This is a genomic window from Burkholderia sp. Bp9099, assembly GCF_003857805.1.
In the GTDB taxonomy this organism is placed as follows: Bacteria; Pseudomonadota; Gammaproteobacteria; order Burkholderiales; family Burkholderiaceae; genus Burkholderia.
This window is the reverse complement of sequence record NZ_QTPU01000011.1, coordinates 188,678-212,224: the sequence shown is the minus strand read 5'-3', so window position 1 is coordinate 212,224 and position 23,547 is coordinate 188,678. Positions and strand designations below refer to the sequence as shown.

Sequence of the window (23,547 nt, the reverse complement as noted above, 5' to 3'; positions counted from 1 at the left end):
CGGGCGAGCCGGTGCTTACCGCGCGCGTTCCGCGCGCATGATCCGGTGCGCCGCCGCCAGGCCGAGCACGAGCAGCACCGCGACATACGCGACGACCGCGCTCCACGCACCGTGTTGCCAGAACGAGCCGCCGATCGAGCCCAGCACGCTCGACCCGAGGTAATAGGCCAGCAGGTAGAGCGACGCGGCGTGCCCCTTCGCGGAACCGGCGAGATGCCCGACCCAGCCGCTCGCGACCGCATGCGCGACGAAGAAGCCGATCGTGATCAGCACGATCCCGACGATGATCGCGACGAGCGAATGCGACAGTGTCAGCGCGAGGCCGGCCGCGAACACGAGCATGCCGCTGACGAGGACGGGCGCGCGCCCGAGACGATCGGCGAGCGCACCGGCGCTCGACGAAGACACCATCCCGAACAGGTAGGCGCCGAAGATCAGCCCGCAGGCGGTCGCGCTCAGGTTGAACGGCGCGGCCGTCAGCCGGAACCCGGCGTAGTTGTAGACGGTCACGAACGCGCCCATCACGAGGAAGCCGATCGCGAACACGAACGGCAGCCGCGCGTGATGCAGCTGCGCGTTCCACAGCCGCAGATGGTGGCGCAGCGTCAGGTCGGTGCGCTTCACGAAGCGTCGCGACTGCGGCAGCAGCATCACGAACGCGACCGCCGCGACGAGGTCGACCACGCCGATCGTCAGCATCGCGGTGCGCCACGAGAAATACTCTTCGAGCGCGCTCATCCCGATCCGCCCGATCATGCCGCCGAACGCGGTGCCGCCGACGTAGAGTCCCATCGCCAGGCCCAGCCCGTCGGCGGCGATTTCCTCGGCGAGATAGGCCATCGCCACCGCCGGAACGCCGCCGAGCGCGAACCCTTCGAGCGCGCGCCAGAGCAGCAGCAGGTTCCAGTTCGGCGAAATCGCGGCGAGCAGGTTGAACAGCGCGGCCAGCGTCATCGACGCGAACATCAGCCCGCGTCGTCCGACGCGTTCGGACAGCGCGCCGGCGCACAGGATGGAGACCGCCAGCAGCCCGGTCGACAGCGACAGGGACAGCGAGCTCGACGCCGCGCCGATGTTGAACTCGCGTGCGAACGCGGGCAGCAGCGGCTGCACGCAGTACAGCAGCGAGAAGGTGGAAAAGCCGGCGAGGAACAGCGCCAGCGCGATGCGCTTGTAGGCTGCCGAGCGCGGCGACACGCCGGCAGGCAGCGCATCCGGCGCGGCGTTCGCGGCGCGATTCGTGGCGGGTGACATTGCGGGAGTGGACATGACAGGTGCCCGATGGGTCAGGGAATGCCCGAATTCTTGCGCACGCTCATGTATATGTCCAATATATGAAACGAACCGTAGCGATATGTTTTTCGACTGGCTCGAACGCCGCCTCCATCTACCCCGGGATCACGTCAACGCATGGAACTTCGGCATCTCCGATACTTTCTGGCCGTGGCGGCCACATCCAACTTCACGAAGGCCGCGGAAACGCTCGGCATGGGTCAGCCGCCGCTGAGCCAGCAGATCAAGGCGCTCGAGAACGAACTCGGCGTGGCGTTGTTCAAGCGGACCGCGCGCGGCGCCGAATTGACCGTGGCGGGAGAGGTGTTCGCGGAAGAGGCCCGGCGCGTGCTCGACGACGCGGAGCGCGCGGCGCGGGCGGCAAGACGGGCGGCGCGCGGGGAGATCGGGCAATTGCGGGTCGGGTTCACCGGGACGGCGGCCTTCAATTCGAAAGTAGCGGACCTGATTCGCCGCTTTCGCGAAGCGTTTCCCGATACGGATCTGACGTTGCAGGAGGCGACCTCCGGCGTGCTGCTCGACGCGCTGGCGGCCGGGCGGCTCGACGTCGCGATCGTGCGTCCGGAGCGCCGCATCGCGGACACGTTGCTGGCAGCGGACTGGGACGAGGAGCCGATGTTCATCGCGCTGCCGGTCGCGCATCGGCTCGCGCAGCGGCGTCGGATCGATCTGGCGGAGCTGGCCGACGAGGCGTTCGTGCAGGTGCCGCGCGAAGCGGGCAGCGCGCTGTTCGACGACATCGTCGCCGCGTGCAATGCCGCCGGCTTCCAGCCGCGCATGGCGCAGCCCGCGCCGCAAATCGCTTCGGCGGTGACGCTCGTCGCGGCCGGGCTCGGCGTGTCGATCGTGCCGAAGGCGATCACGCAGGTGCGGGTCGCAGGCGTCGTGTATCGGCAGGTCGCGGGCAACGGGCTGCGCGCGAGGCTCGCGATTGCGTCGCGGCGCGACGATCCGTCGGCGGTGGTGCGCAATTTTCTGGCGCTGGCCTGGTAGCGTGGGACGCATTGCGTCGCGCCTCGCCGCCGCGTCGGGGGAATATTCGGATTGACGAACCGCGAACTTTGTCCGGAACGAACGCTGTCGCGGTTCCGCCGCTGCCCGATCACCCGGCATGCGGGTTTCGATTCGTATGTTCCGGAGGTGGCGTGGACTATAAATGGAGGGGTGTACCGGTGCTTGTCGGGCGTCCGCGCGTCTCGCGCGGGTCGGCGCTGCGACTGCCCGGGGGAGGTGCACCGTGGTTCGCCAGACGCTTGCTCGCGCCGTGCTTCGCACCGCGTTGATCGGGGGCGTATTCGCCCTGGTTTTGGCGTCGCCGCCGGCCGCTGCCGGGACCGTCGCGCCGCCCGCCATGCCACCGGTGATGAAGAACAGGCCCGCCGCACGGTCTTACTCGATGCCGGTCGACTTCTCGGCGATCGTCGACCGCTACGGTCCGGCGATCGTGACCATCATGACCGCGGCGACCGACCAGCAGGCCGGCGGACCGTCCTTCGTGTACCTCGATCCCGACGATCCGCTTGCCGCGTTCTTCCGCCGCGGCGCGCCGCTGCCGCCCGCGCAAGGCGCGCAGGCGCCTGCGCCTGACACGTCGCCGCGCGCGATCGCGGGCATCGGTTCGGGCTTCATCGTCGGCGCCGACGGGGTGATCCTGACTTCCGCGCATGTCGTCGCCGACGCGACCGATGTGACGGTGCGACTGGCCGATCGTCGAGAGTTGAAGGCGACGGTGGTGACCGTCGATCCGCAGAGCGACGTCGCCGTGCTGCACATCGACGCGACAAAGCTGCCGGTCGTGCATATCGGCGATTCGTCGCGGGTGCGTGCCGGCGAACCGGTGATGACGATCGGCGCGCCGGACGGCTCGGGCAACACGGTCACGGCCGGCATCGTCAGCGCGACGTCGCATGCGCTGCCGGACGGCAGCGCGTTTCCGTTCTTCCAGACCGATATCGCGGTGAACCCCGACAACTCGGGCGGCCCCGTGTTCAATCGCGCGGGCGACGTGATCGGCATCGCGGTGCAGGTCTATACGGACGCCGACCGTTATGCGAGCACGACGTTCGCGATTCCGATCGCGCTCGCCATCAAGGTGCGTGCGCAGGTGCAGGCGCAGATGCGGGCCAATGCGCAGGCGGCGCAGCGCACGTCGTCCGGCAATGCGCTGGGCGTCGACGTGCAGGATGTCGGCGTCGGGCTGGCCGCGGCGTTCGGCCTGCCGCGTCCGGCGGGCGCGCTCGTCAACGGCGTCGATGCCGGCTCGCCCGCCGCCGCGGCCGGCGTGAAGCCCGGCGACGTGATCGTGAAGTTCGGCGGCAAGCCGATCGGACGGTCGGCCGAGCTGAACGACCTGGCCGCCGCGTTGCCGCCCGGCGGAAAGGCGCCGCTGCGGCTGATCCGCAACCGCACGCCGATGATGCTGACGGTCACGGGAGCGGGAGCGGGAGCGGGAGCGGGAGCGGGGGCCGGCGACGCGATCGACAACGCGGCCGCGACGGGCAGCAGTGCGGGCAGCGCGGGCACGGTCGGCGCGGCCGGTGCCGCCGGCGTGGCGATGGCCGCCGCGCGGCCGGCAGACTCCGGCGATCGGCTCGGGCTGACGATGCATCCGCTGAGCGACGCCGAACGGCGTTCGACCGGGCTCGCGGTCGGGATGATGGTGGATGCGGTGCACGGGCCGGCCGCGAATGCGGGCATCCGGCCCGGCGACGTCGTGCTCGAACTCAACGACACGCTGCTCGAAACGCCGGACGACGTGCAGGCGCTCGAAGCGAAAGGCGGCGTGATCGCCGTGCTGATTCAGCGCGAGAACGCACGCAAGTTCGTGTCGGTGCGGGCGCGGTAGGGTGTTGACGGGGGCGCGGGGAAGAGCGGCGGCGCTCCGTCGATTCGTCATGTGGACGATACAGCGCATCCGACGGCTTGACCGGAAACGGCGAACAGGTTGCGACGCGCTTCATGGGCGCCCCTGATCGCGACGACGCGCAACGCGTGGCACCGGAATCGAGCGCACGTCGGCCGATGTACGTTGCACTCACGCCATGCCAGCGGTCGCATCGTTACGCATGCGATATTCAGTCGGCGTTGTCGACAGGTATTTCCGGAACAGCCTCGCCAGTTGGGCGCCACTGTTGATGCCGCAGCGACGCGCGACCTTGTCGACCGGCAAGCTCGATTCCACCAGCATCCTGCAGCTCATGTTCAAGCGCGCGCGTTGCAGGTAGTCGGATGGCGTCATGCCGATCTCGCTCTTGAACCTTCTCAGGAAGTTGCGCTCGCTCATGGCCGCGACTTGCGCCGCAGCATCGATCGAGACGGGCCGGTCGACGTTCGCCTCCAGCCAGCGCGCGGATGCCGTGATCTGCTCGCTCACACGTGGCGCGTTGCTCGCCGCAACGAACGCATCCGACGGTGCAGGCGCCGGCATCGCCAGAGACCCGGACACTTGCCGCGCGAGCTCGCCGCCCAAATCGTCTTCGACCACGCGCAACGCAATGCGAATGGCATCAGGCTCGCCGCCCGGCGGTCTGGCGGCATGCATGTCGGGCGTGTCGTTGGCGGCACGAAATCCGCTCGGAAGACCGGCCGCATCCAGAAGAAGTTTTCCGTTTGCGATCGGATGAACGGTTTCGCATAGCGGATGCTGGCGGCGCAGCCAATCGATCAGCCGCTTGTCGCGACAGGCCGGATCAGCAGCCGCTCCGCCTGCGACGAACATGATCTGCTTGCCTTCCACGCGCCGCCGCGAATCGATGCTTTCCGTCCAGACGAAGACCGATGAAGAGGCGGCAATTCTGCCGCCAGCAGCGGACACCAGCGATACGTCATAGCGCGCCTCGCCGGACGGACGAGCTGTGGTCAGCGCACTTGCTTTATGAAAAATCTCGATGATCGCCGCGACGTCGTGCAGTGCAAATCCGTTGGACAGCACAATGTCGACTCGCGTCGGCGTCCCTGCGGTGGGAATCCGCGAGCGAGATAGGGTGGAGTGCTCCGATTCCATCGGTGATTCCCCAAGGATGTTGTTGACCGGCAGCGGCCCGCTTCGGGCTCTGCAACTCGAAGCCGTTGACGCATGCCGTCCAGGCGGCCCTCGGCAACCATCGCGCGGCCGGATTCGACAGCCTGTGGCCGCCTGAAACAGGCAAGCACCCATGGACGCGCGGACCCGGGAATTCTAGGAAGGGCGGTCGGGCCGGCTTGACACTCCGTCTCAAAAAAACGGAACTTCTGTCGGATGCGCAGGGCCCGGTCGAATTGCCGGAAGCACGAGCGATCGGGCCCGCCTTCGCGCAGGTGGTGAAATCGCAATTCGCAAACGATTGCGTGATCCTGAAGAAGCGGGAGGGGACGCGCCGTGTGCTACGGCAAAGCACGTACTGGTATGCTTCCCATGCTGCGCGTTCCGGGCGAGCGATTGGATCGATATGGCGTTCAGGAGTGCTGGGCAGATCAAAGCCGGACGAAAATCAGCGAAGAGCGCCGCATTGAACGACGACCCACTACACACAGCGATACCGCCAGGCCGCCTGTTGTTGCCGCCGGAGCGGCCGGTGCTCGCGCCCGGCATCGTGCACAGCAGTTTCAGCGTTCAAGGCGACGCCCGTCGAAGCTTGCTGGCCTGGCAAGAGCGCATGAGTCCTGTCTACGACATATTGCCTTCGTCGAAACAAGCCGAGGATACGTTCGATGCATCGATGTCCCGTTACACGATCGAGAATCTGAGCATCTTCGACTTTCGCACGGGGCCGAACCTGGCCGTGCGATCGTTGGGTCGGGTTTCGACCGAGAGCGTGCGGGACGTCTCGTTCAGCATATACCTTGAAGGGTCGCCGGGGCAGTTCCTGGGCGGCAAACCACGGTCCGACGCGCCGCACGTGCCGCACGTGCCAAGTATCCTCGCCCTGGACATGGATCAGCCGTGCACGGTCCGGAGTTTTCATAGCCGGATACTTCTCCTGTTTGTGCCACGCGCACTGGTGGAAAAGTCATTCCCTGATGCGGCGTCGCTGCATGGCCGCTGGATTCACGCTACCGATCCTCTGACGCGCATGCTGATCGAGCATCTGGTGGCGCTCAATAAAACCATCGTCGGACTGAGCAAGGACGAAGCGCATCGGTCCTTGCTCGCGGCGGTAGAGTTGATCGTTGCGGCCTTCTGCCGCCAGGCGGGTCTTGCCGGCAATGCCCGCGCGGCGGTCCGCGCTGCTGTATACGGGCAAGTACGGCGGCACGTCGAGGCAAATCTGCATGATCCGAATCTGTCGCCCGACAGCGTGTTGGCGTCGCTTAATCTGTCACGCGCCAGCGTGTACCGAATATTCGAGCATGAAGGGGGCTTGGCCGCTTATATCCGCAACCGCAGGCTGCGAATGGCGGCCGATGAACTGGTGCGCTTTCCCCATGTGGAGGTACAGGACGTTGCCTCGGGGTTGGGCTTCAATGATGCATCAAGCTTTACTCGTGCATTCCGTCGAGCCTTCGACATCTCGCCGCGAGATTTGCACGAGTACGCACCGTTGTTCCAGCATGGAGATACAAAACGGGAGCGCTTCACGAAGAGGCAGGGTTGAACGGATTGGCTCGTCGGCTACGACGAACCTGGGTGGCAGCCGTGTTTCGATAGCCGCTCGAAAGCGGCCACTGACCTTGGTCATCGGGGCGAACGATTGCTGCATGCTCATTCGGACACTCGCGCGACCGCTCCAGTCGGCAAACGGCCGTTCCGACGAGAATGATTCGGATCTCGTCATTTGCCAAAGCGCCCCTGACCTGCAGTCAGGATGTTCAGTACCTGGTGAATTCTCAACCCGGCGGATTGGCGCCGCGGCGACATGCTACGATCAATGCGATCCGACTTTCATCCCGACGCACCATGACGACAATGTATGAATTGCTCGGTGTGCGCGAGAACGCCACCGACGAGGAAATCAAGCGCGGCTACCGGAAAGCAGCGATGAAAGCACATCCCGACCGCAACGTCGGGTGCGAAGCGGACGCGCATGCGCGATTTCAGGAGATCAAGGAGGCATACGCGATTCTCTCGGACCCGAAGCTGCGCCGCGTCTATGACACCGTTTACGCAGAGGAAATGCGCCGTCACGCACGGCTTCGCGAAGAAGAGGAACGCCTGAAGGCAGAGCGCGAAGCGGAATATGCGCGGTTCGTGGCATTGGCGATGCGCTTCGCCGAGCAAGGGCACAACCGCGACGTCGTGTTCGGTGTTCTGCTCGGCCGTGATTGCGATGTTCAACTCGCCGAGCGCATTGCCGGCAGTGTGGTCGAGCTGCATGCGTCGCGCCAGCCGGGCGCATCGCGGGACGGGCAGCGTGATGAGCAGATGCCGCAAGGCGACGAGAGGGCGACACAGGAGGCATCGGAGCAGGCGCCAAAGAGCGACGCACGAAGGAGTGACGAACACGCGCATACGGATTTTTTCAGCGCTCTGTGGCACGGCGTGTTCGGGCTGCGCCAGTGAGTCTTGGTGGGGGACTGGTTTTGCGAACGCGGAACTTGGCCGCGGTCGGTGGCATCTTCGGGGGAGGTTCTTCGATCGACTGCTTTATGAATTGACGGCTAGTTGGGCAGTATTCGGCCACAAACGGCCGTTCGACACAGCTTTTTAGATCGTCGACAATCGGTGCAGATAAGGGCGTGGTCTTTAGCGGTTACCGTCGATCAGATCGTTCAGCAGCGCATCGAACGCGGCCTGTGCGTCTTCAAGTTCCTGCAGGGCGGCATCAAAGGTTTGCAGCGCGAACGGCGAAGGCTCGCCGCTGCCTTGCGGCGGAAATTGCTTCTGCATCGAGGCGAACGTACTCTGCACGCGCAGCGTGGCGGCCACCATGCGCTCCATCGCCTGGGTTTCTTCGGCTCGGGCCTGTTCCGGATTCATTCCTCTCTCCTTGGATGGTTTTCTTGAAGACCAGATCGTACACGCTGTGTCCGTTCTTGCCGCCCTTGGCAGAACGATTCCGTTGAAGGTTCCAACGGCACGCTGCGGGAGAAGCAATTTAATCGGGCATGATTCCGCAGTCGCGCCGAGGCCAAGATACTCATCGAGCGTGGCTACAAAATCCCGCTGCAGGTCACAACGATTGGCCGCTTTGGATGAATCTGAAGGGCCGTTCAGGATCGACAACCGACCTCCCCGGAAATCCACGAAGAACGTCTTTTGCATTGCGCACGTCCACGCGACGCGTGCGGGGTGGGCACCCGCTTGCATCCAAACCTGCCGATCGCTTCCGAGCCGGCTGCACCGCGACACGCAACGCTGATCCTGCTGTGCGCGTTCTCGGTGCTGCCGTTGAGCCTGTTCCTGCCGTCGCTGCCTGCGATCGCGCGCGACCTGCGCGCCGACTATGCGCTCGTCGCGCTGTCGCTAGGCGGCTACGCGGCGGTCGCCGTGTCGCTCGAGTTCGTGATGGGGCCGCTCTCGGACCGGTCCGGGCGGCGACCGATCATGCTGACGCGCCTCGGCATCTTCACGCTCGGGTCGCTGGGCTGCGCGATGGCGACCAGTCCACGGCGATCGCGCTGGCTACCGCGGTGTGTGTACGAATCTTCGACGCCCGCGAACGGCGCGCGTGATCGACGCGACAGGACCGGCACGCCGATCCGGCGCGATGCGATCGCTGCCCGGATCGACAAGGAGCGACCCGACCCGACAGCCGTCGGACCGACTGCGCGTCGCATGCGCCCGCACGATGCCTTACGGCTTCGCCCCCATCGTGAACTCGAACGTCGCGACGCCGTCGACGCCACCCGTCACGCGGTCGCCCGGCTGCAGCGCGCCGACGCCGGCCGGCGTGCCGGTGAAGATCAGGTCGCCGGCCTTCAGCTCGACCGAGCGCGACACGTACGCGATCACGTCCGGCACGGCCCAGATCATGTCGGCGAGATCGCCTTGCTGGCGCGTTTCGCCATTGACCGCGAGCCAGATCCGGCCGCTTGCCGGATGGCCGGTCGCGGTCGCCGCGCGCAGCGCGGTCACGGGGCCTGACGCGTCGAAGCCCTTCGCCCAGTCCCACGGCCGGCTCAGCTTCTTCGCTTCGGCCTGCAGGTCGCGGCGCGTGAGGTCGACGCCGACGCCGTAGCCCCACGCGTGCGACAGCGCATCGGCCGGGTCGATCGACCGGCCGTCCTTGCCGATCGCGACGACCAGTTCGATTTCATGATGGAGGTCGCCGGTCAGCGGCGGATACGGGACGGTGCCGGCGGCCGGGACGATCGCGTCGGCCGGCTTCGTGAAGAAGAACGGCGGTTCACGGTCGGGATCGGCGCCCATTTCGCGCGCGTGGTCGGCGTAGTTGCGGCCGACGCAGAACACGCGGCGCACCGGAAAGCGCGCGGACGACTGTTCGACTTCGACGGAAGGACGCTCGGAAGCGTCGATGACGTATGCGGACATCGGATGACCTCGTTCGATGAATAGACGGATGCCGTTGCCCGCGCAATGCGCCGCGGGCCGGCATGCATGGAACGATACCCGACGCATGCGCGCCGGGATGCGACGCAACTGCGCTTTAACCGGACAAATCTACGCGTCGCCGGCCGTCGGCGCTGCGTCGGCGTCCGGCAGCGCGGCGTTGGCATCCCGGTACGCCTTCGGCGACACGCCGACCCGCGCCCGGAAGCGCCGCGCGAAATACCCTTCGTCGCGGAAGCCGACCGAGCGCGCGATGTCGGCGATGCGCCGGCTCGTATGCGCGAGCAGCGACTGCGCGAGCGCGATCCGGCGCTCGGTCACGAGATCGGTGAAGGTGCTGCCGGTTTCCTTGCGCACCAGGTGCGCGAGGTAGTTCGGCGACAGGAACGCGGCCTCGGCGGTGGCCGCGAGCGTCAGGTCCTCGCGGGTCAGGTTCGCGCGCACGTGGCGCAGCACGCGAGCGAGGGCGTCGCGCCGGCCCGCGCGCTGGGCGCCACGCTGCGCGAGCTTGTCGAGCGCGCCCGCGTACTGCGTGCAGACGAGGCCGATCAGCTGCAGCAGGTAGCCGCGCAGCAACGTGGTCGAGCCGAAGGTGCGCACGCGGTCGGCATCGAGCATGCACAGCGCGAGGCGCCGCGCCTCGTCGAACGCGTCGCCGGTCAGGATGAAGTCGAGATGTTCCTGGAAGCGGAACGGCGTCAGCTCCGGAAAGCGCTGCGCGGGGACATCCTCGAGATCGAGCGGATCGACGTCGAGATCGGCGCGCAGGAACGCCTGGCTGAAGTTGATGACGATGAAGTGCGCGCCTTCCGGATGCGGAATCAGGTGTTCTCGGTGCGGCAGCACGAACGCGAGGGCGCCGCGCGGAAACGGCCGCGTGACGCCGCCGATCCGCTGCTCGGTGTCGCCGCCGAGGTTGAACTGGATCTGGAAATACGCGTGCCGGTGCGGCTCGGTGATCGCCTGGCGCGACGCCTGGTCGCGGATGTAGAAATCGAGCCGGTCGCTGCGTTCGGGCATCCCGTACAGGCGCGGCGGGGCGGTGGAGGGCATGAAGGATTCTGCTGTTGGTGACGCGGTTGAGCCGCGATGGTACAGCGAACCGGGCGCGGCCGGAATCCGCGGGCCGATCCGCGCAGGCCGGGCGGGCGGGGACACGCTCCATCCGGCCCGGCGACACCGCAATCAGGCGGCCGAACAAAGTCGATGTCGTTCCGGTTCGTCGCGACAGGGAGCAGGGGCGCGCCCGGTTTCGGTCAGCCGGCGATCAGCGGTGCGACGCGCCGCCGCAGTTCCGGCACGACCTCGGCATCGAACCACGGATGGTGCTTGAACCACGCCTGGTTGCGCGGCGACGGATGCGGCAGCGGCAGCACGTCGGGGCCGTAGTCGCGCCACGCGTGAACGGTGTCGGTCAGCGTCGCCTGGCGCGTGTCGCGCAGGAAATGCCGCTGCGCGTACTGGCCGATCAGCAGCGTCAGCCGGATCGACGGCAATTCGGCGAGCAGCCGGTCGATCCACAGTGGCGCACATTCAGGACGCGGCGGGTTGTCGCCGCTCGCGCCGCGGCCGGGGTAGCAGAATCCCATCGGCACGATCGCGAAGCGGGTCTCGTCGTAGAACGTGTCGGCGTCGACACCGAGCCAGTCGCGCAGCCGCTTGCCGCTGGCATCGTCCCACGGGATGCCGCTCGCATGGACGCGGGCGCCGGGCGCCTGCCCGACGATCAGGATGCGGGCGTCGCGATGGGCGCGCACGACGGGGCGCGGGCCGAGCGGCAGGTCGGCTTCGCAGGCGCGGCACGCGCGGATTTCGGTGAGCAGCACGTCGAGCGGCGTGCGCGTTCGTTTCGGCATCGATTCTGAACGGGGACGGACTGGCGGCGCGGATGCAAACGCGTCCATGCGGCGCGGCGAGCCGGAGCGGACCGGCGCATCGGGTCAGGCATTCCGCGGGGCGCGGCATGGTGCTGCGCGGTGGCCACGGCATCCGTGCCGGGATCACCTGTCCGCCGCACCGCCTTCGGCGACCGCAGCATCATACAACGCCGTCTGCGCGATCGCCGCGGCGATGGCCGCGTCGTCGTGCGTGCCGTCGAGCATGCCCCAGCGCCGGTATTGCAACAGGAACCACCGGCCTTCCTGCGGATCCGGCCGGTTCACGGCGCCGCCGTCGTGGAAGCGGATCGGCAGCGGCGGCTGCGCGAACGGCCCCGGGCCGTAGTCGCCGAGCAGGCGCGGCGCGATCAGCCGGGCCGGCACGCCGAGCGCATCGGGCGACGCGAGCCAGCCGGCCGCGTCGCGACGGTGCGCGGCGCTGTCGAGCCACGCGCACGCATCGACGAGCGTGCGGATCAGCGCGCGCGCGGTGGCCGGATACAGCGCGACGAAATCGCGCCGGGCCGCGAGCACCTTCTCCGGATGATCGGGCCAGATCTCGCTGGTGACGGCGACGGTCCGGCCCGCGCCGCACGCTTCGGCCACCGCGTGCCACGGCTCGCCCGCGCAGAAGCCGTCGAGTTCGCCGCTCGCGAGCGCCGCGACCATCTCGGGCGGCGGAATCACGACGCTGCGCACGTCGCGCAGCGGATCGATGCCGTGCGACGCGAGCCAGTGGTTCAGCCACATCGCATGCGTGCCGGTCGGGAAGGTCTGCGCGAGCAGCGGCTTGCGTCCGAGCGTCGCGAGCGCCGCGCGGACGTCGCCGCTTGCGCGGTAGGCGTCGGCGAGGCCGCGGGCGAACGTGATCGCCTGGCCGTTGCGGTTCAGCACCATCAGCGCGGCCATGTCGGCCTGCGGGCCGCCGATGCCGAGCTGCAGCCCGCACACGAGCCCGTACAGCGCGTGCGCGGCGTCGAGTTCGCCGCTCAGCAGCTTGTCGCGCACGGCGGCCCAGGACGGCTGGCGGCTCAGTTCCAGCGTCAGGCCGTGGCGCGCGCCGAGATTCAGCTGCTGCGCGACGATCAGCGGGGCCGCGTCGCTCAGCGCGACGAACCCGAGACGAAGATGCGCGCGTTCCGGCGCGGCGGGAGGCGAAGGGTTCATGGCATTCATGACGGTTGGGTCGCATCGAGCAGTTGCCGCGCGACGTCGACGATGCGCAGGCCCTGGTCCATCGCGCGCCTGCGCAGCAACGCATACGCATCGTGCTCGGACAGCCTGCGCTGATCCATCAGCAGGCGCTTCGCGCGATCGATCAGCTTGCGTTCGGCGAGCTCGCGCTCGACGTCGGCGAGCCGGCGGCGCAGCGCATCGTCGTGCGAGAAGCGCGCAAGCGCGACTTCGAGGATCGGCGCGAGGCGCTCGGCCGACAGCCCTTCGACGAGATACGCGCTGACGCCGGCGCCGACCGCCGCGTGAATCAGCGCCTGGTCGGCATCGTGACTGAACATCAGCACGGGGCGCGGCGCGGTCGCGTGCATCACGGCCAGTTGCTCGAGCGTGTCGCGCGACGGCGAATCGGTATCGATGATCACGACGTCGGGGCGCTGCTCCTCGACGGCCGCGGGCAGGCGCGCGGGCGTCGCGACGTCGTTGAGCATCTCGTAGCCGAGGCGCGCGAGCGCGTCGCCGAGTTCGCCGATCGGCTTGTCGGTGTCGGTGACGAGCAGCACGCGCAGGCGTGCGGGCGGGGCGGACGAACTCATGACGCGAACGGGGACGGACCGGCTTCGGTGCAAGGGTTGAACGGGGGTTGCGGGGTGCGGGCGGAAGTCGATGTGCCCGGAACCTCGCGCATGCATCCCCGGCAGCCGGCGCGAACGCGGCTGCGGTGAGCGGAACGGGCGTGCGGACGGTGCCGCGTGACGCGACCCATGCTACGCCGCCCGCGACAGGAGCGCCTCGCCGGCGGCGTCGGCGCACTGCACGGCGGTTTCGCCGATCGCCGCGCCGACCAGCATCACGGCCGGGCTGCCGAGCCCGGCCGCCGCGACGCCGCGCGCGAGGCCGCCGAGCGTGCCTGCCCAGCGGCGCTCGTGCGGCGTGCCGGCCCACTGCACGGCGGCGGCCGGCGTCGACGCGGGCAAGGCGGCGAGCAGGCCCGCCGCGATGCTGTCGACGCGGCTCATGCCCATGTAGATCGCGAGCGTGGTGCCGGTCGCCGCGAGCGCCGCCCAGTCGGGTTCGCCGTGGTCCTGGCGGTGTGCGGTGACGAACGTGACGCCCTGGCAGTGCTCACGGTGCGTGAGCGAGATGCCGAGGCTCGCGGCGGCCGCGAAGCCCGACGAGATGCCGTTGACGATGTCGACGGGAATCGCGGCGGCGCGCAGCGTCGCGAGTTCCTCGCCGGCGCGGCCGAACAGCAGCGCGTCGCCGCCCTTGACGCGCACGACGTGCGCGCCGCGCAGCGCGTAGCGGCGCATCAGTTTCTCGATGAACGCCTGCGGCGTGGAGCGGCAGCCGCCGCGCTTGCCGACGCGGATCACGCGCGCGTGCGGCGCGAGTTCGACGATGCCGGGCGCGACGAGATCGTCGAGCAGCAGCACGTCGGCGGCCGCCAGCGCCTTCACGGCCTTCAGTGTGAGGAGATCGGGATCGCCGGGCCCGGCGCCCAGCAGCGTGACTTTTCCAGTCGTCATGTCGTGTTCCAGTGCCGCGTGCGTGCGGCGGTCGATAGCGCATTGTTGCTTGCGGCGGCGGCGGGCGGTCGAAGCGATCGCGACATCCGGCCGTGCCGGGCACGGGGGGACGTCGTTGTCCTGATCTGTTGCGCCCGCCTGCGATGGCGGGCCCGACTTGCGGGGACTGCCCACCGGCGCCGTTGCCGGTGTGGTCCGGAATCAGCAATATCCGGGCCAACCTGCTCGAACCGGGCGGCGAGCGCGGCAACCGACGTGGTGACAAATGCGGCAATGACTGCCGCGATACACATGCTGCGACCGCCACGACGGACGCCGGCCCGCATGCGGCCGCGGGGCCGCGGCGCACGCGATGCCGCATCGGCGTGCATCGCGGCCCCGTCCACGCGCACCGCGATGTCGCACGGCGACAGTGCTGCAGCGCACCGTATCTGTGCCTCGCTGCATCCCGACGCATCATGCGCGGCGTCGTGCAGCGACGCGTGCAACGGCCGGCGAGCCTTGTGCGGCGGGGCTGCAGATGCGATTCGGGCGGATATGGCACGGCGTTTGCGTAAGCTGGCTCGGGCGGGTCAATGGCGATTCGTCCGCAGTACCGATTACCGACGCGCCCGGCAACGGGCTTCATGGGCAACGGCGTCCTACACATCGGGTCTCGACGAGACCGGGTGTGCAGGACGCCGTTTTTCGTTTGGCGGATGACATGACCGACAAAGCTACCCGTATCGATCTCTTCAGCTTCCGCACCGCGCCGATGCGCGCGTTCCACATGACGTGGATGGCGTTCTTCGTATGCTTCTTCGCGTGGTTCGCATGCGCGCCGCTGATGCCGCTGATTGCGCGCGAGTTCCACCTCACCGCGGCACAGGTCGCGAACATCAACATCGCCGCAGTGGCCGCGACGATCGCCGTGCGGCTGCTGGTCGGCCCGATGTGCGACCGCTTCGGCCCGCGCCGCGTGTATGTCGGGCTGCTCGCGCTCGGCGCGATTCCGGTGTTCGCGGTGTCGTTCTCGCACGACTATGTGACGTTCCTGATCTGCCGGCTCGGCATCGGCGCGATCGGCGCGGGCTTCGTGATCACGCAGTACCACACGTCGGTGATGTTCGCGCCGAACGTGGTCGGCACCGCGAACGCGACCACCGCCGGATGGGGCAACGCGGGCGCGGGCGCGACGCAGGCGATGATGCCGCTGCTCGTCGCGGCCGGCCTGATGCTCGGCTTCGGCGATGACGCGTCGTGGCGCATCGCGCTCGTCGTGCCGGGCGTCGCGATGCTCGCGATGGCCTGGGCGTACTGGCGCTTCACGCAGGACTGCCCGCAAGGCGACTTCGTCGCGCTGCGCAAGCAGGGCGTGACGGTCGACAGCGGCAAGAAGGGCGGCTGGGCGAGCTTCTTCGCCGCGTGCGGCAACTATCGCGTGTGGATGCTGTTCGTCACGTACGGCGCGTGCTTCGGCGTCGAGGTGTTCATCCACAACATCGCCGCGCTGTACTACGTCGATCACTTCAAGCTGTCGCTGAAGGACGCCGGCTTCGCGGTCGGGATGTTCGGGCTGCTCGCGCTGTTCGCCCGCGCGCTCGGCGGCTGGCTGTCGGACAAGATCGCCGCGCGCCGCAGCCTCGACGTGCGCGCGACGCTGCTATGCGCGCTGATCGTCGGCGAAGGGCTCGGGCTGGTCTGGTTCTCGCATGCGCAGGGCATCGGCATGGCGCTCGTCGCGATGCTGACCTTCGGCCTCTTCACGCACATGGCCTGCGGCGCGACCTATGCGCTGGTGCCGTTCATCGACCGCAAGGCGCTCGGCGGCGTCGCGGGGATCGTCGGCGCGGGCGGCAACGTCGGCGCGGTGGCCGCGGCGTTCCTGCTGAAGGGCGTCGGCGACGTGCAGCACACGCTGAGCCTGCTCGGGCTCGCCGTCACCGCGACCGCGCTGTGCGCGATGGCCGTGCGCTTCAGCGAGGAACACAAGGCACGCGAGGCCGAGCTGCGCGACCGCGCGCTCGCCGCCGCCGGCGCCGCGAACTGATCGACCGAAGGAAACGTCATCATGAAACTCATCGTCATCGGCCACGGGATGGTCGGCCACAAGCTCCTCGAATGCGTCGCCGCGCAAGCCGGCGCGGCGGGCGCGCTGCAGGTCACGGTGCTCGGCGAGGAACCGCGCCCGGCGTACGACCGCGTGCATCTGTCGGAATTCTTCGCGGGCAAGTCGGCCGACGACCTGTCGCTCGTCGAACCCGGTTTCTTCGAACGGCATCCGCAGTTCGACCTGCGCCTGAACGCGTGCGTCGCGTCGATCGATCGCGACGCGCACACGGTCACGCTCGCGTCCGGCGAAACGCTCGCGTACGACAAGCTGGTGCTCGCGACGGGCTCGCGTCCGTTCGTGCCGCCGGTGCCGGGGCGCGATCGCGCGGGCTGCTTCGTGTACCGGACGATCGAGGATCTCGAAGCGATGCAGGCGTGCGGCACGCACGCGAAGCGTGGCGTGGTGATCGGCGGCGGACTGCTCGGCCTCGAATGCGCGAAGGCGCTGCGCGACATGGGGCTCGACACGCACGTCGTCGAATTCGCGCCGCGGCTGATGGCGGTGCAGGTCGACGACGGCGGCGGCCGGATGCTGCGCGCGAAGATCGAGGCGCTCGGCGTGACCGTGCATACGGGCAAGAACACGCTCGAAATCGTCGACGGCGAAGAAGGCACGCACCGGATGGCGTTCGCCGACGGTTCGCATCTCGATGCCGACATGATCGTGTTCTCGGCCGGCATCCGCGCACGCGACGAACTGGCGCGTGCGTGCGGCCTCGAAATCGGCCCGCGCGGCGGCGTCGCGATCGACGACGCGTGCCGCACGAGCGACGCCGACATCTACGCGATCGGCGAATGCGCGGCCTGGAACGGGATGGTGTACGGGCTCGTCGCACCGGGCTACGACATGGCGCGCGTGGTCGCGAAGCAGTTCGGCGGTGCCCCGGAAGAAGCGGCCGACGCCGCATTCGCCGGCGCCGACATGAGCACCAAGCTGAAGCTGATGGGCGTCGACGTCGCGAGCATCGGCGACGCGCACGGCGCGACGGCCGGCAGCCGCACCTACCAGTACGCGGACGAGCGCCGCCAGGTCTACAAGAAGCTGGTGGTATCGGACTGCGGCAAATTCCTGCACGGCGCGGTGATGGTCGGCGACGCGACCGAATACGGCACGCTGCTGCAGATGATGCTGAACCGCATCGAGCTGCCCGAGTCGCCGGAATTCCTGATCCTGCCGTCGTCGGACGGCGCGGCGAAGCCCGCGATCGGCGTCGACGCATTGCCGGACGGCGCGCAGATCTGCTCGTGCAACAACGTGTCGAAGTCGCAGATCTGCGCGGCGGTGGCCGACGGCGCGACGAGCCTGGGCGCACTGAAGTCGTGCACGGGCGCGGGCACGTCGTGCGGCGGCTGCGTGCCGCTCGTCACGCAGATCATGAAGGCCGAGATGAAGAAGCAGGGCCTCGCGGTCAACAACCATCTGTGCGAGCACTTCCCGTATTCGCGCCAGGAGCTGTTCCACCTGATCCGCGTCGAGCGCATCACGACCTTCGACGCACTGCTCGCGAAGCACGGCCACGGGCTCGGCTGCGACGTGTGCAAGCCGGCGGTGGCGGGCATCCTCGCGTCGTGCTTCAACGAGTTCGTGCTGAAGAAGGAGCATGCGGGGCTGCAGGATTCGAACGACTACTACCTCGCGAACATCCAGCGCGACGGCACGTACTCGGTCGTGCCGCGCATGCCGGGCGGCGAGGTGACGCCGGAAGGGCTGATCGCGGTGGGCCAGGTCGCGAAGAAGTACGGGCTCTACACGAAGATCACCGGCGGCCAGCGCGTCGACCTGTTCGGCGCGCGCGTCGAGCAGCTGCCGTCGATCTGGGAAGAACTGATCGCGGCCGGCTTCGAATCGGGGCATGCGTACGGCAAGGCGCTTCGTACCGTGAAGTCGTGCGTCGGCTCGACGTGGTGCCGCTACGGCGTCGACGATTCGGTCGGCCTCGCGATCGATCTCGAGAACCGCTACAAGGGCCTGCGCGCGCCGCACAAGATCAAGTTCGGCGTGTCGGGCTGCACGCGCGAGTGCGCGGAAGCGCAAGGCAAGGACGTCGGGATCATCGCGACCGAGAAGGGCTGGAACCTGTACGTATGCGGCAACGGCGGGATGAAGCCGCGCCACGCGGAACTGCTCGCGTCCGACCTCGACCGCGCCACGCTGATCCGCTACATCGACCGCTTCCTGATGTTCTACGTGCGCACCGCCGACCGGCTGCAGCGCACCAGCGTGTGGCGCGACAACCTCGAAGGCGGGCTCGACTACCTGACCGACGTCGTCGTGCACGACAAGCTCGGGATCGCGGCCGAACTCGAAGCCGACATGCAGCACGTGGTCGACACCTACGAATGCGAATGGAAGAAGGCCGTCACCGATCCGGACACGCGCAAGCGCTTCCGCCACTTCGTGAACAGCGACGCGCTGGACACGACCATCGCATTCGTCGAGACGCGCGGCCAGATCCGGCCTGCCACGCCGGCCGAGCGCGCGGGCGGCAGGCCCGTTGCGATTCCCGTCGTCGCCGAACCCGCAACCGTGTGACTTCGACCGACACCAGCGTCTTTTCCAAGGAGCCCATCATGAACGATCGTCATCCCCTGTCCTGGACCCGCGTGTGCCCGCTCGACGACATCGTGCCGAACACCGGCGTGTGCGCGCTCGTCAACGGCGAGCAGGTCGCCGTGTTTCACGTCGCGCATGCCGAAGCAGGCGGCGTGTTCGCGATCGACAACGTCGACCCGGTGTCGCAGGCGGCGGTGATGTCGCGCGGGCTGATCGGCAGCCTCGGCGAGCGCGTGGTGGTCGCGTCGCCGCTGTACAAGCAGCATTTCGACCTGCGGACCGGCGAATGCCTCGAAGCGCCCGAGCAGTCGGTGAACGCGTATCCGTCGCGGGTCGAGGACGGCTTCGTATGGATCGCCGCCTGAACGCCCCGGAGCACGCATGAGCGCCACCCCCGTCAAGAGCGTGTGCCCGTACTGCGGCGTCGGCTGCGGGATGGTGCTGCACGTCGAGGATGACGAAGTCGTCAAGGTATCGGGCGACTCCGACCATCCGGCCAACTTCGGACGGCTGTGCACGAAGGGTTCGTCGGCGCATGTCGCGCTGCGCCGCTCGGGGCGGCTCGACCGCGCGTTCGTGCGGCGCGCGCGCGAGGACGACCTCGTGCCGCTGCCGGTCCGCGACGCGATCGCCGAGACCGCGCGGCGGCTGCGCGCGGTGCTCGACGCGCACGGGCCCGACGCACTGTCGTTCTACGTGTCGGGGCAGATGTCGATCGAGGCGCAATACCTCGTGAACAAGCTCGCGAAGGGCTTCGTCGGCACCAACAACATCGAGTCGAACTCGCGCCTGTGCATGGCGAGCGCGGGCACCGGCTACAAGCAGTCGCTCGGCGCGGACGGCCCGCCGGGGTCGTACCAGGACTTCGATCGAGCGAACCTGTTCTTCGTGATCGGCGCGAACATGGCCGACTGCCACCCGATCCTGTTCCTGCGGATGATGGATCGCGTGAAGGCCGGCGCGAAGCTGATCGTCGTCGATCCGCGCCGCACCGGCACCGCCGACAAGGCCGACCTGTTCCTGCAGATCCGGCCGGGCACCGATCTCGCGCTGACGAACGGATTGCTGCACCTGCTGCACGCGAACGGCCGCACCGATGCCGCGTTCATCGATGCGTACACCGAAGGCTGGGACGCGATGCCCGCGTTCCTCGCCGACTACACGCCCGAGCGCGTCGCCGAGATCACTGGCCTCGCCGAAGCCGACATCCGCACGGCCGCGCAATGGATCGGCGACGCGCAGGAATGGATGAGCTGCTGGACGATGGGGCTCAACCAGAGCACGCACGGCGTGTGGAACACCAACGCGATCTGCAACCTGCATCTCGCGACGGGCACGATCTGCCGGCCTGGCAGCGGGCCGTTCTCGCTGACCGGCCAGCCGAACGCGATGGGCGGGCGCGAGATGGGCTACATGGGGCCCGGGCTGCCGGGCCAGCGCTCGGTGCTGTCCGACGACGACCGGCGCTTCGTCGAGCACCTGTGGCGCGTGCCGGCCGGCACGCTGCGCAAGGACGCGGGCCGCGGCACCGTCGACCTGTTCGAACGGATGGCGGCCGGCGACATCAAGGCGTGCTGGATCGTCTGCACGAATCCGGTCGCGACTGTGCCGAACCGGCAGAACGTGATCGCCGGGCTGCAGGCCGCGGAGCTCGTGATCGCGCAGGACGCATTCCTCGACACCGAGACCAACCGCTACGCGGACATCCTGCTGCCCGGCGCGCTGTGGGCCGAGGGCGACGGCGTGATGATCAACTCCGAACGCAACATGACGCTGATGCGCGCCGCGGTTGCGCCGCCCGGCGACGCGCTGCCGGACTGGCGCATCGTCGCGGAAGTCGCGCGCGCGATGGGTTTCGGCGATGCGTTCGACTATGCGTCGGCGGCCGACGTGTTCGACGAGATCGTGCGCTTTTCGAATCCGGCGACCGGCTACGACCTGCGCGGCGCGAGCCATGCGGCGCTGCGCGAGGGCCCGGTGCAATGGCCGGTCGCGCCGGGCACCGCGCGCGAGCGGCACCCGATCCGCTACCTGAACGACGGCGTGAGCCAGACGCTGCGCGCGGCAGCCGACGGCGGCGATGCGCCGCGCCTCGCGTTCCCGACGCCGTCGGGCAAGGCGCGCTTTTTCGCGCGGCCGCACGTCGATCCGGCCGAGCTGCCGGACGATACGTTCCCGATCGTGCTGAACACCGGCCGGCTGCAGCATCAATGGCACACGATGACGAAGACGGGCAAGGTCGCGATGCTGAACAAGCTCAATCCGCGCCCGTTCGTCGAACTGCATCCGGACGACGCGAGCGCGCTCGGCATCGCCACGCAGGACAGCGTCGAGATTCGCTCGGCGCGCGGCCGCGCCGTGCTGCCGGCCGTCGTGACCGAGCGCGTGCAGCGCGGCAACTGCTTCGCGCCGATGCACTGGAACGACGTGTACGGCGACGACCTGTGCATCAACGCGGTGACGAACGACGCGATCGATCCGGAATCGCAGCAACCCGAACTGAAGTATTGCGCGGTCGCGCTCGCGCGCGTCGACACGGACGCGTTCGCGTCCGCCGCCGACGACACGGCGCGACCCGATGCCGCCGCCGGCGACGCGCGGCCCGTGCCGGCGGCGGTGCAGATCACGGCTTCACAGGAATCCGACATGGCAGACCTCGACACTTTCGCGGCCGCGCTCGGCGTGGCCGATCTCGCGCCGCCGCCGCTCACCGACGCGGAGCGCCTGTACGTGGCCGGCCTCGTCAGCGGGCTGAAGGCGAGCGCCGGCCGGCGCGACGGCGGCGTGCCGGTGCTGCCGGCCGGCGCGCCGCTCACGCCGCCGGTGCGGCTCTGGCTCGACGGGATGCTGGCGGGGCTGTTCAGCCGCGCGATGCCGGCCCACACCGCGCAAGGCGCTGTGCCCGCACTGCCGACCGAGGCCGCCGCGCCCGGCGGCGTGCGGATCGTGCGCACGCGCCCGAAGGTCGTGCTGCTGTGGGCGTCGCAGACCGGCAACATCGAATCGCTGACCGAGGACTACGCGACGCAGCTGATGAACGCCGGCTTCGAGATCCGCACCGCGTGCATGTCCGACTATCCGGTCGCGTCGCTGGCCGGCGCGCAATACGTGCTGCTGATGACGAGCACGTTCGGCGACGGCGACGCGCCCGACAACGGCAGCGAGTTCTGGGACGCGCTGCAGGCCGGCAGCGCCGCGCGCCTCGACGGCGTGCACTTCGCGGTGCTCGCGTTCGGCGATCGCAATTACGACCAGTTCTGCGGGCACGGCCGCCGGCTCGATGCAAGGCTCGCGGAACTCGGCGCGGCGCGCCTGTGCGCGCGCGTCGATTGCGACGTCGAGTTCCAGCGCGATGCCGACCAGTGGCTCGAGCGCGTGGTCGCCCGGATCAAGGAGGCGGATGCGGCGCTGCATGCGGTGCCGACCGCCGGGATGAGCGCGTCGGGGCTGCTGCCGACCAAGGCGCATCCGGCGCCGTCGAAGCTCGTCGCGAACCTGCGGCTCAACCGGCCGGGCGCCGCGAAGGACACGCGCTACGTGTCGCTGTCGACCGAAGGCGCGAACCTCGAATACGAAACCGGCGACGCGCTCGGCGTGTGGCCGACCAACTGCCCGGAGCTGGTCGACGAGCTGCTGTCGGTCACCGCGCTGAAGGCCGATGCGCCCGTGTCGGTCGCGGGCGTCGGCGACGTGCGGCTCGGCGATGCGCTGGCGCGCCACTTCGACATCACGCGCCCGCATCCCGACACGCTCGCGTTCATCGCATCGCGCAGCGCGAACGGCGCGCTGAAGGCGCTGCTCGGCGACGATCGCAAGGCCGACCTGAAGCAATGGTTGTGGGGGCAACAGCTCGCGGACGTGCTGCACGAATTCCCGGTCGAGCTGTCGGGCGCGGAGCTGGTCGGGATGCTGAAGCGGCTGCAGCCGCGCCTGTATTCGATCGCGTCGAGCCCGAGCGCGCACCCGGGCGAGATTCACCTGACGGTGTCGGCCGTGCGTTATCACAATGGCCGCCGCGCGCGCAAAGGCGTCGCGTCGACGTTCCTCGCCGATCGCGCGGACGACGGCCGCGTGCCGGTGTTCGTGCAGAAGTCCGCGCATTTCCGGCCGCCGGTGAACGGTGACGTGCCGGTCGTGATGGTCGGGCCCGGCACCGGCGTCGCGCCGTTCCGCGGCTTCCTGCACGAGCGGCAGGCGCGCGGCGCGCGCGGCCGCAACTGGCTGTTCTTCGGCGAGCAGCATGCGCAGACCGACTTCTACTACGGCGACGAACTGAGCGCGATGCGCGACAGCGGTTTCCTCACGCGGCTCGATCTCGCGTTCTCGCGCGACCAGGCCGACAAGATCTACGTGCAGGACCGGATGCGCGAGCAGGGCGCCGAGCTGTACAAGTGGCTGGAGGAAGGCGCGCACTTCTACGTGTGCGGCGACGCCGCGCGGATGGCCAAGGACGTCGATACCGCGCTGAAGGCGGTCGTCGCCGAGCACGGCGGGATGTCGGACGAAGCCGCGAACGACTACGTCGCGAAGCTCTCGAAGGCGCGGCGCTACATGCGGGACGTGTACTGAGCGCGCGCGGCGCGGCTCGACGCGGCCCGCCCG

At 68.8% G+C, this 23,547-nt stretch carries 17 protein-coding genes and 1 pseudogene; 9 read left to right on the top strand and 9 right to left on the bottom strand.

Annotated features, from left to right (window positions below; translation table 11 throughout):
- Positions 1 to 15: 15 nt before the first annotated feature.
- Entirely contained in the window at positions 16 to 1,269 is a 1,254-nt protein-coding gene (locus DIE17_RS14995) for an MFS transporter (protein ID WP_124921072.1), read from the bottom strand.
- Positions 1,270 to 1,410: 141 nt separating this feature from the next.
- On the opposite strand from DIE17_RS14995, the gene DIE17_RS14990 reads away from it, so the two are divergent.
- A complete protein-coding gene (locus DIE17_RS14990; RefSeq protein ID WP_124667951.1) occupies positions 1,411 to 2,286 on the top strand; it encodes a LysR family transcriptional regulator in 876 nt (291 codons plus the stop codon).
- A gap of 244 nt (positions 2,287 to 2,530) precedes the next feature.
- Positions 2,531 to 4,138 carry a trypsin-like peptidase domain-containing protein gene (locus DIE17_RS14985; RefSeq protein WP_185733829.1) on the top strand — a complete coding sequence of 536 codons (1,608 nt, stop codon included), beginning with the start codon at positions 2,531 to 2,533 and terminating at the stop codon, positions 4,136 to 4,138.
- A gap of 189 nt (positions 4,139 to 4,327) precedes the next feature.
- Here the strand turns inward: DIE17_RS14985 and DIE17_RS14980 are convergent, their stop codons facing one another.
- Positions 4,328 to 5,296: a GlxA family transcriptional regulator gene (locus DIE17_RS14980; RefSeq protein ID WP_124667953.1), complete on the bottom strand. Its 969-nt coding sequence runs from the start codon at positions 5,294 to 5,296 to the stop codon at positions 4,328 to 4,330.
- Between the two features lie 484 nt (positions 5,297 to 5,780).
- On the opposite strand from DIE17_RS14980, the gene DIE17_RS14975 reads away from it, so the two are divergent.
- Both DIE17_RS14975 and DIE17_RS14970 read left to right on the top strand, forming a co-directional pair.
- Positions 5,781 to 6,866: a helix-turn-helix domain-containing protein gene (locus tag DIE17_RS14975; RefSeq protein ID WP_260439242.1), complete on the top strand. Its 1,086-nt coding sequence runs from the start codon at positions 5,781 to 5,783 to the stop codon at positions 6,864 to 6,866.
- A gap of 302 nt (positions 6,867 to 7,168) precedes the next feature.
- A complete protein-coding gene (locus DIE17_RS14970) occupies positions 7,169 to 7,771 on the top strand; it encodes a J domain-containing protein (RefSeq protein WP_124667955.1) in 603 nt (200 codons plus the stop codon).
- Positions 7,772 to 7,954: 183 nt separating this feature from the next.
- Here the strand turns inward: DIE17_RS14970 and DIE17_RS14965 are convergent, their stop codons facing one another.
- The gene (locus DIE17_RS14965; RefSeq protein WP_011549124.1) at positions 7,955 to 8,188 is read right to left on the bottom strand and encodes a hypothetical protein; all 234 of its coding nucleotides are present in this window, start codon (positions 8,186 to 8,188) and stop codon (positions 7,955 to 7,957) included.
- A 324-nt stretch (positions 8,189 to 8,512) separates the two neighbouring features.
- Here DIE17_RS14965 and DIE17_RS14960 point away from each other — a divergent pair.
- Positions 8,513 to 8,821 (top strand): annotated as a pseudogene (locus DIE17_RS14960) (MFS transporter); the annotation flags it as partial.
- 183 nt (positions 8,822 to 9,004) lie between these two features.
- Here the strand turns inward: DIE17_RS14960 and DIE17_RS14955 are convergent.
- The 6 genes from DIE17_RS14955 to cobA form a co-directional block, all read right to left on the bottom strand.
- On the bottom strand, positions 9,005 to 9,703 hold the full coding sequence (locus tag DIE17_RS14955; RefSeq protein ID WP_124667956.1) for a fumarylacetoacetate hydrolase family protein: 699 nt from the start codon (positions 9,701 to 9,703) through the stop codon (positions 9,005 to 9,007).
- A 129-nt stretch (positions 9,704 to 9,832) separates the two neighbouring features.
- Positions 9,833 to 10,774 (bottom strand): helix-turn-helix transcriptional regulator, encoded by a 942-nt coding sequence (locus DIE17_RS14950; RefSeq protein WP_044843331.1) that lies wholly within the window; start codon positions 10,772 to 10,774, stop codon positions 9,833 to 9,835.
- Between the two features lie 203 nt (positions 10,775 to 10,977).
- Positions 10,978 to 11,577 carry a uracil-DNA glycosylase family protein gene (locus DIE17_RS14945; protein WP_124484636.1) on the bottom strand — a complete coding sequence of 200 codons (600 nt, stop codon included), beginning with the start codon at positions 11,575 to 11,577 and terminating at the stop codon, positions 10,978 to 10,980.
- A 144-nt stretch (positions 11,578 to 11,721) separates the two neighbouring features.
- Positions 11,722 to 12,765: a CmpA/NrtA family ABC transporter substrate-binding protein gene (locus tag DIE17_RS14940; RefSeq protein ID WP_124522048.1), complete on the bottom strand. Its 1,044-nt coding sequence runs from the start codon at positions 12,763 to 12,765 to the stop codon at positions 11,722 to 11,724.
- 5 nt (positions 12,766 to 12,770) lie between these two features.
- Entirely contained in the window at positions 12,771 to 13,367 is a 597-nt protein-coding gene (locus DIE17_RS14935) for an ANTAR domain-containing response regulator (protein ID WP_124667957.1), read from the bottom strand.
- A gap of 171 nt (positions 13,368 to 13,538) precedes the next feature.
- Positions 13,539 to 14,300 (bottom strand): uroporphyrinogen-III C-methyltransferase, encoded by a 762-nt coding sequence (gene cobA, locus DIE17_RS14930; RefSeq protein ID WP_124667958.1) that lies wholly within the window; start codon positions 14,298 to 14,300, stop codon positions 13,539 to 13,541.
- Positions 14,301 to 15,003: 703 nt separating this feature from the next.
- On the opposite strand from cobA, the gene DIE17_RS14920 reads away from it, so the two are divergent.
- Genes DIE17_RS14920 through DIE17_RS14905 form a run of 4 tightly spaced genes read left to right on the top strand, consistent with a single transcriptional unit; the run spans position 15,004 to position 23,514 of the window.
- Entirely contained in the window at positions 15,004 to 16,329 is a 1,326-nt protein-coding gene (locus tag DIE17_RS14920; protein WP_124522042.1) for an MFS transporter, read from the top strand.
- Positions 16,330 to 16,350: 21 nt separating this feature from the next.
- On the top strand, positions 16,351 to 18,924 hold the full coding sequence (gene nirB / locus DIE17_RS14915; RefSeq protein WP_124667959.1) for a nitrite reductase large subunit NirB: 2,574 nt from the start codon (positions 16,351 to 16,353) through the stop codon (positions 18,922 to 18,924).
- A 38-nt stretch (positions 18,925 to 18,962) separates the two neighbouring features.
- Entirely contained in the window at positions 18,963 to 19,310 is a 348-nt protein-coding gene (nirD, locus tag DIE17_RS14910; protein WP_124484642.1) for a nitrite reductase small subunit NirD, read from the top strand.
- Between the two features lie 16 nt (positions 19,311 to 19,326).
- Positions 19,327 to 23,514, top strand: a complete 4,188-nt coding sequence (locus DIE17_RS14905) for a bifunctional nitrate reductase/sulfite reductase flavoprotein subunit alpha (RefSeq protein ID WP_124667960.1) — start codon at positions 19,327 to 19,329, stop codon at positions 23,512 to 23,514.
- The last annotated feature ends 33 nt before the right edge of the window (positions 23,515 to 23,547 follow it).

Coding starts and splice junctions, on each gene's coding strand:
- DIE17_RS14995 (WP_124921072.1), bottom strand. CDS start 1,269: ATGTCCACTCCCGCAATGTCACCCGCCACGAATCGCGCCGCGAACGCC.
- DIE17_RS14990 (WP_124667951.1), top strand. CDS start 1,411: ATGGAACTTCGGCATCTCCGATACTTTCTGGCCGTGGCGGCCACATCC.
- DIE17_RS14980 (WP_124667953.1), bottom strand. CDS start 5,296: ATGGAATCGGAGCACTCCACCCTATCTCGCTCGCGGATTCCCACCGCA.
- DIE17_RS14970 (WP_124667955.1), top strand. CDS start 7,169: ATGACGACAATGTATGAATTGCTCGGTGTGCGCGAGAACGCCACCGAC.
- DIE17_RS14965 (WP_011549124.1), bottom strand. CDS start 8,188: ATGAATCCGGAACAGGCCCGAGCCGAAGAAACCCAGGCGATGGAGCGC.
- DIE17_RS14955 (WP_124667956.1), bottom strand. CDS start 9,703: ATGTCCGCATACGTCATCGACGCTTCCGAGCGTCCTTCCGTCGAAGTC.
- DIE17_RS14950 (WP_044843331.1), bottom strand. CDS start 10,774: ATGCCCTCCACCGCCCCGCCGCGCCTGTACGGGATGCCCGAACGCAGC.
- DIE17_RS14945 (WP_124484636.1), bottom strand. CDS start 11,577: ATGCCGAAACGAACGCGCACGCCGCTCGACGTGCTGCTCACCGAAATC.
- DIE17_RS14940 (WP_124522048.1), bottom strand. CDS start 12,765: ATGAACCCTTCGCCTCCCGCCGCGCCGGAACGCGCGCATCTTCGTCTC.
- DIE17_RS14935 (WP_124667957.1), bottom strand. CDS start 13,367: ATGAGTTCGTCCGCCCCGCCCGCACGCCTGCGCGTGCTGCTCGTCACC.
- cobA (WP_124667958.1), bottom strand. CDS start 14,300: ATGACGACTGGAAAAGTCACGCTGCTGGGCGCCGGGCCCGGCGATCCC.
- DIE17_RS14920 (WP_124522042.1), top strand. CDS start 15,004: ATGACCGACAAAGCTACCCGTATCGATCTCTTCAGCTTCCGCACCGCG.
- nirB (WP_124667959.1), top strand. CDS start 16,351: ATGAAACTCATCGTCATCGGCCACGGGATGGTCGGCCACAAGCTCCTC.
- nirD (WP_124484642.1), top strand. CDS start 18,963: ATGAACGATCGTCATCCCCTGTCCTGGACCCGCGTGTGCCCGCTCGAC.
- DIE17_RS14905 (WP_124667960.1), top strand. CDS start 19,327: ATGAGCGCCACCCCCGTCAAGAGCGTGTGCCCGTACTGCGGCGTCGGC.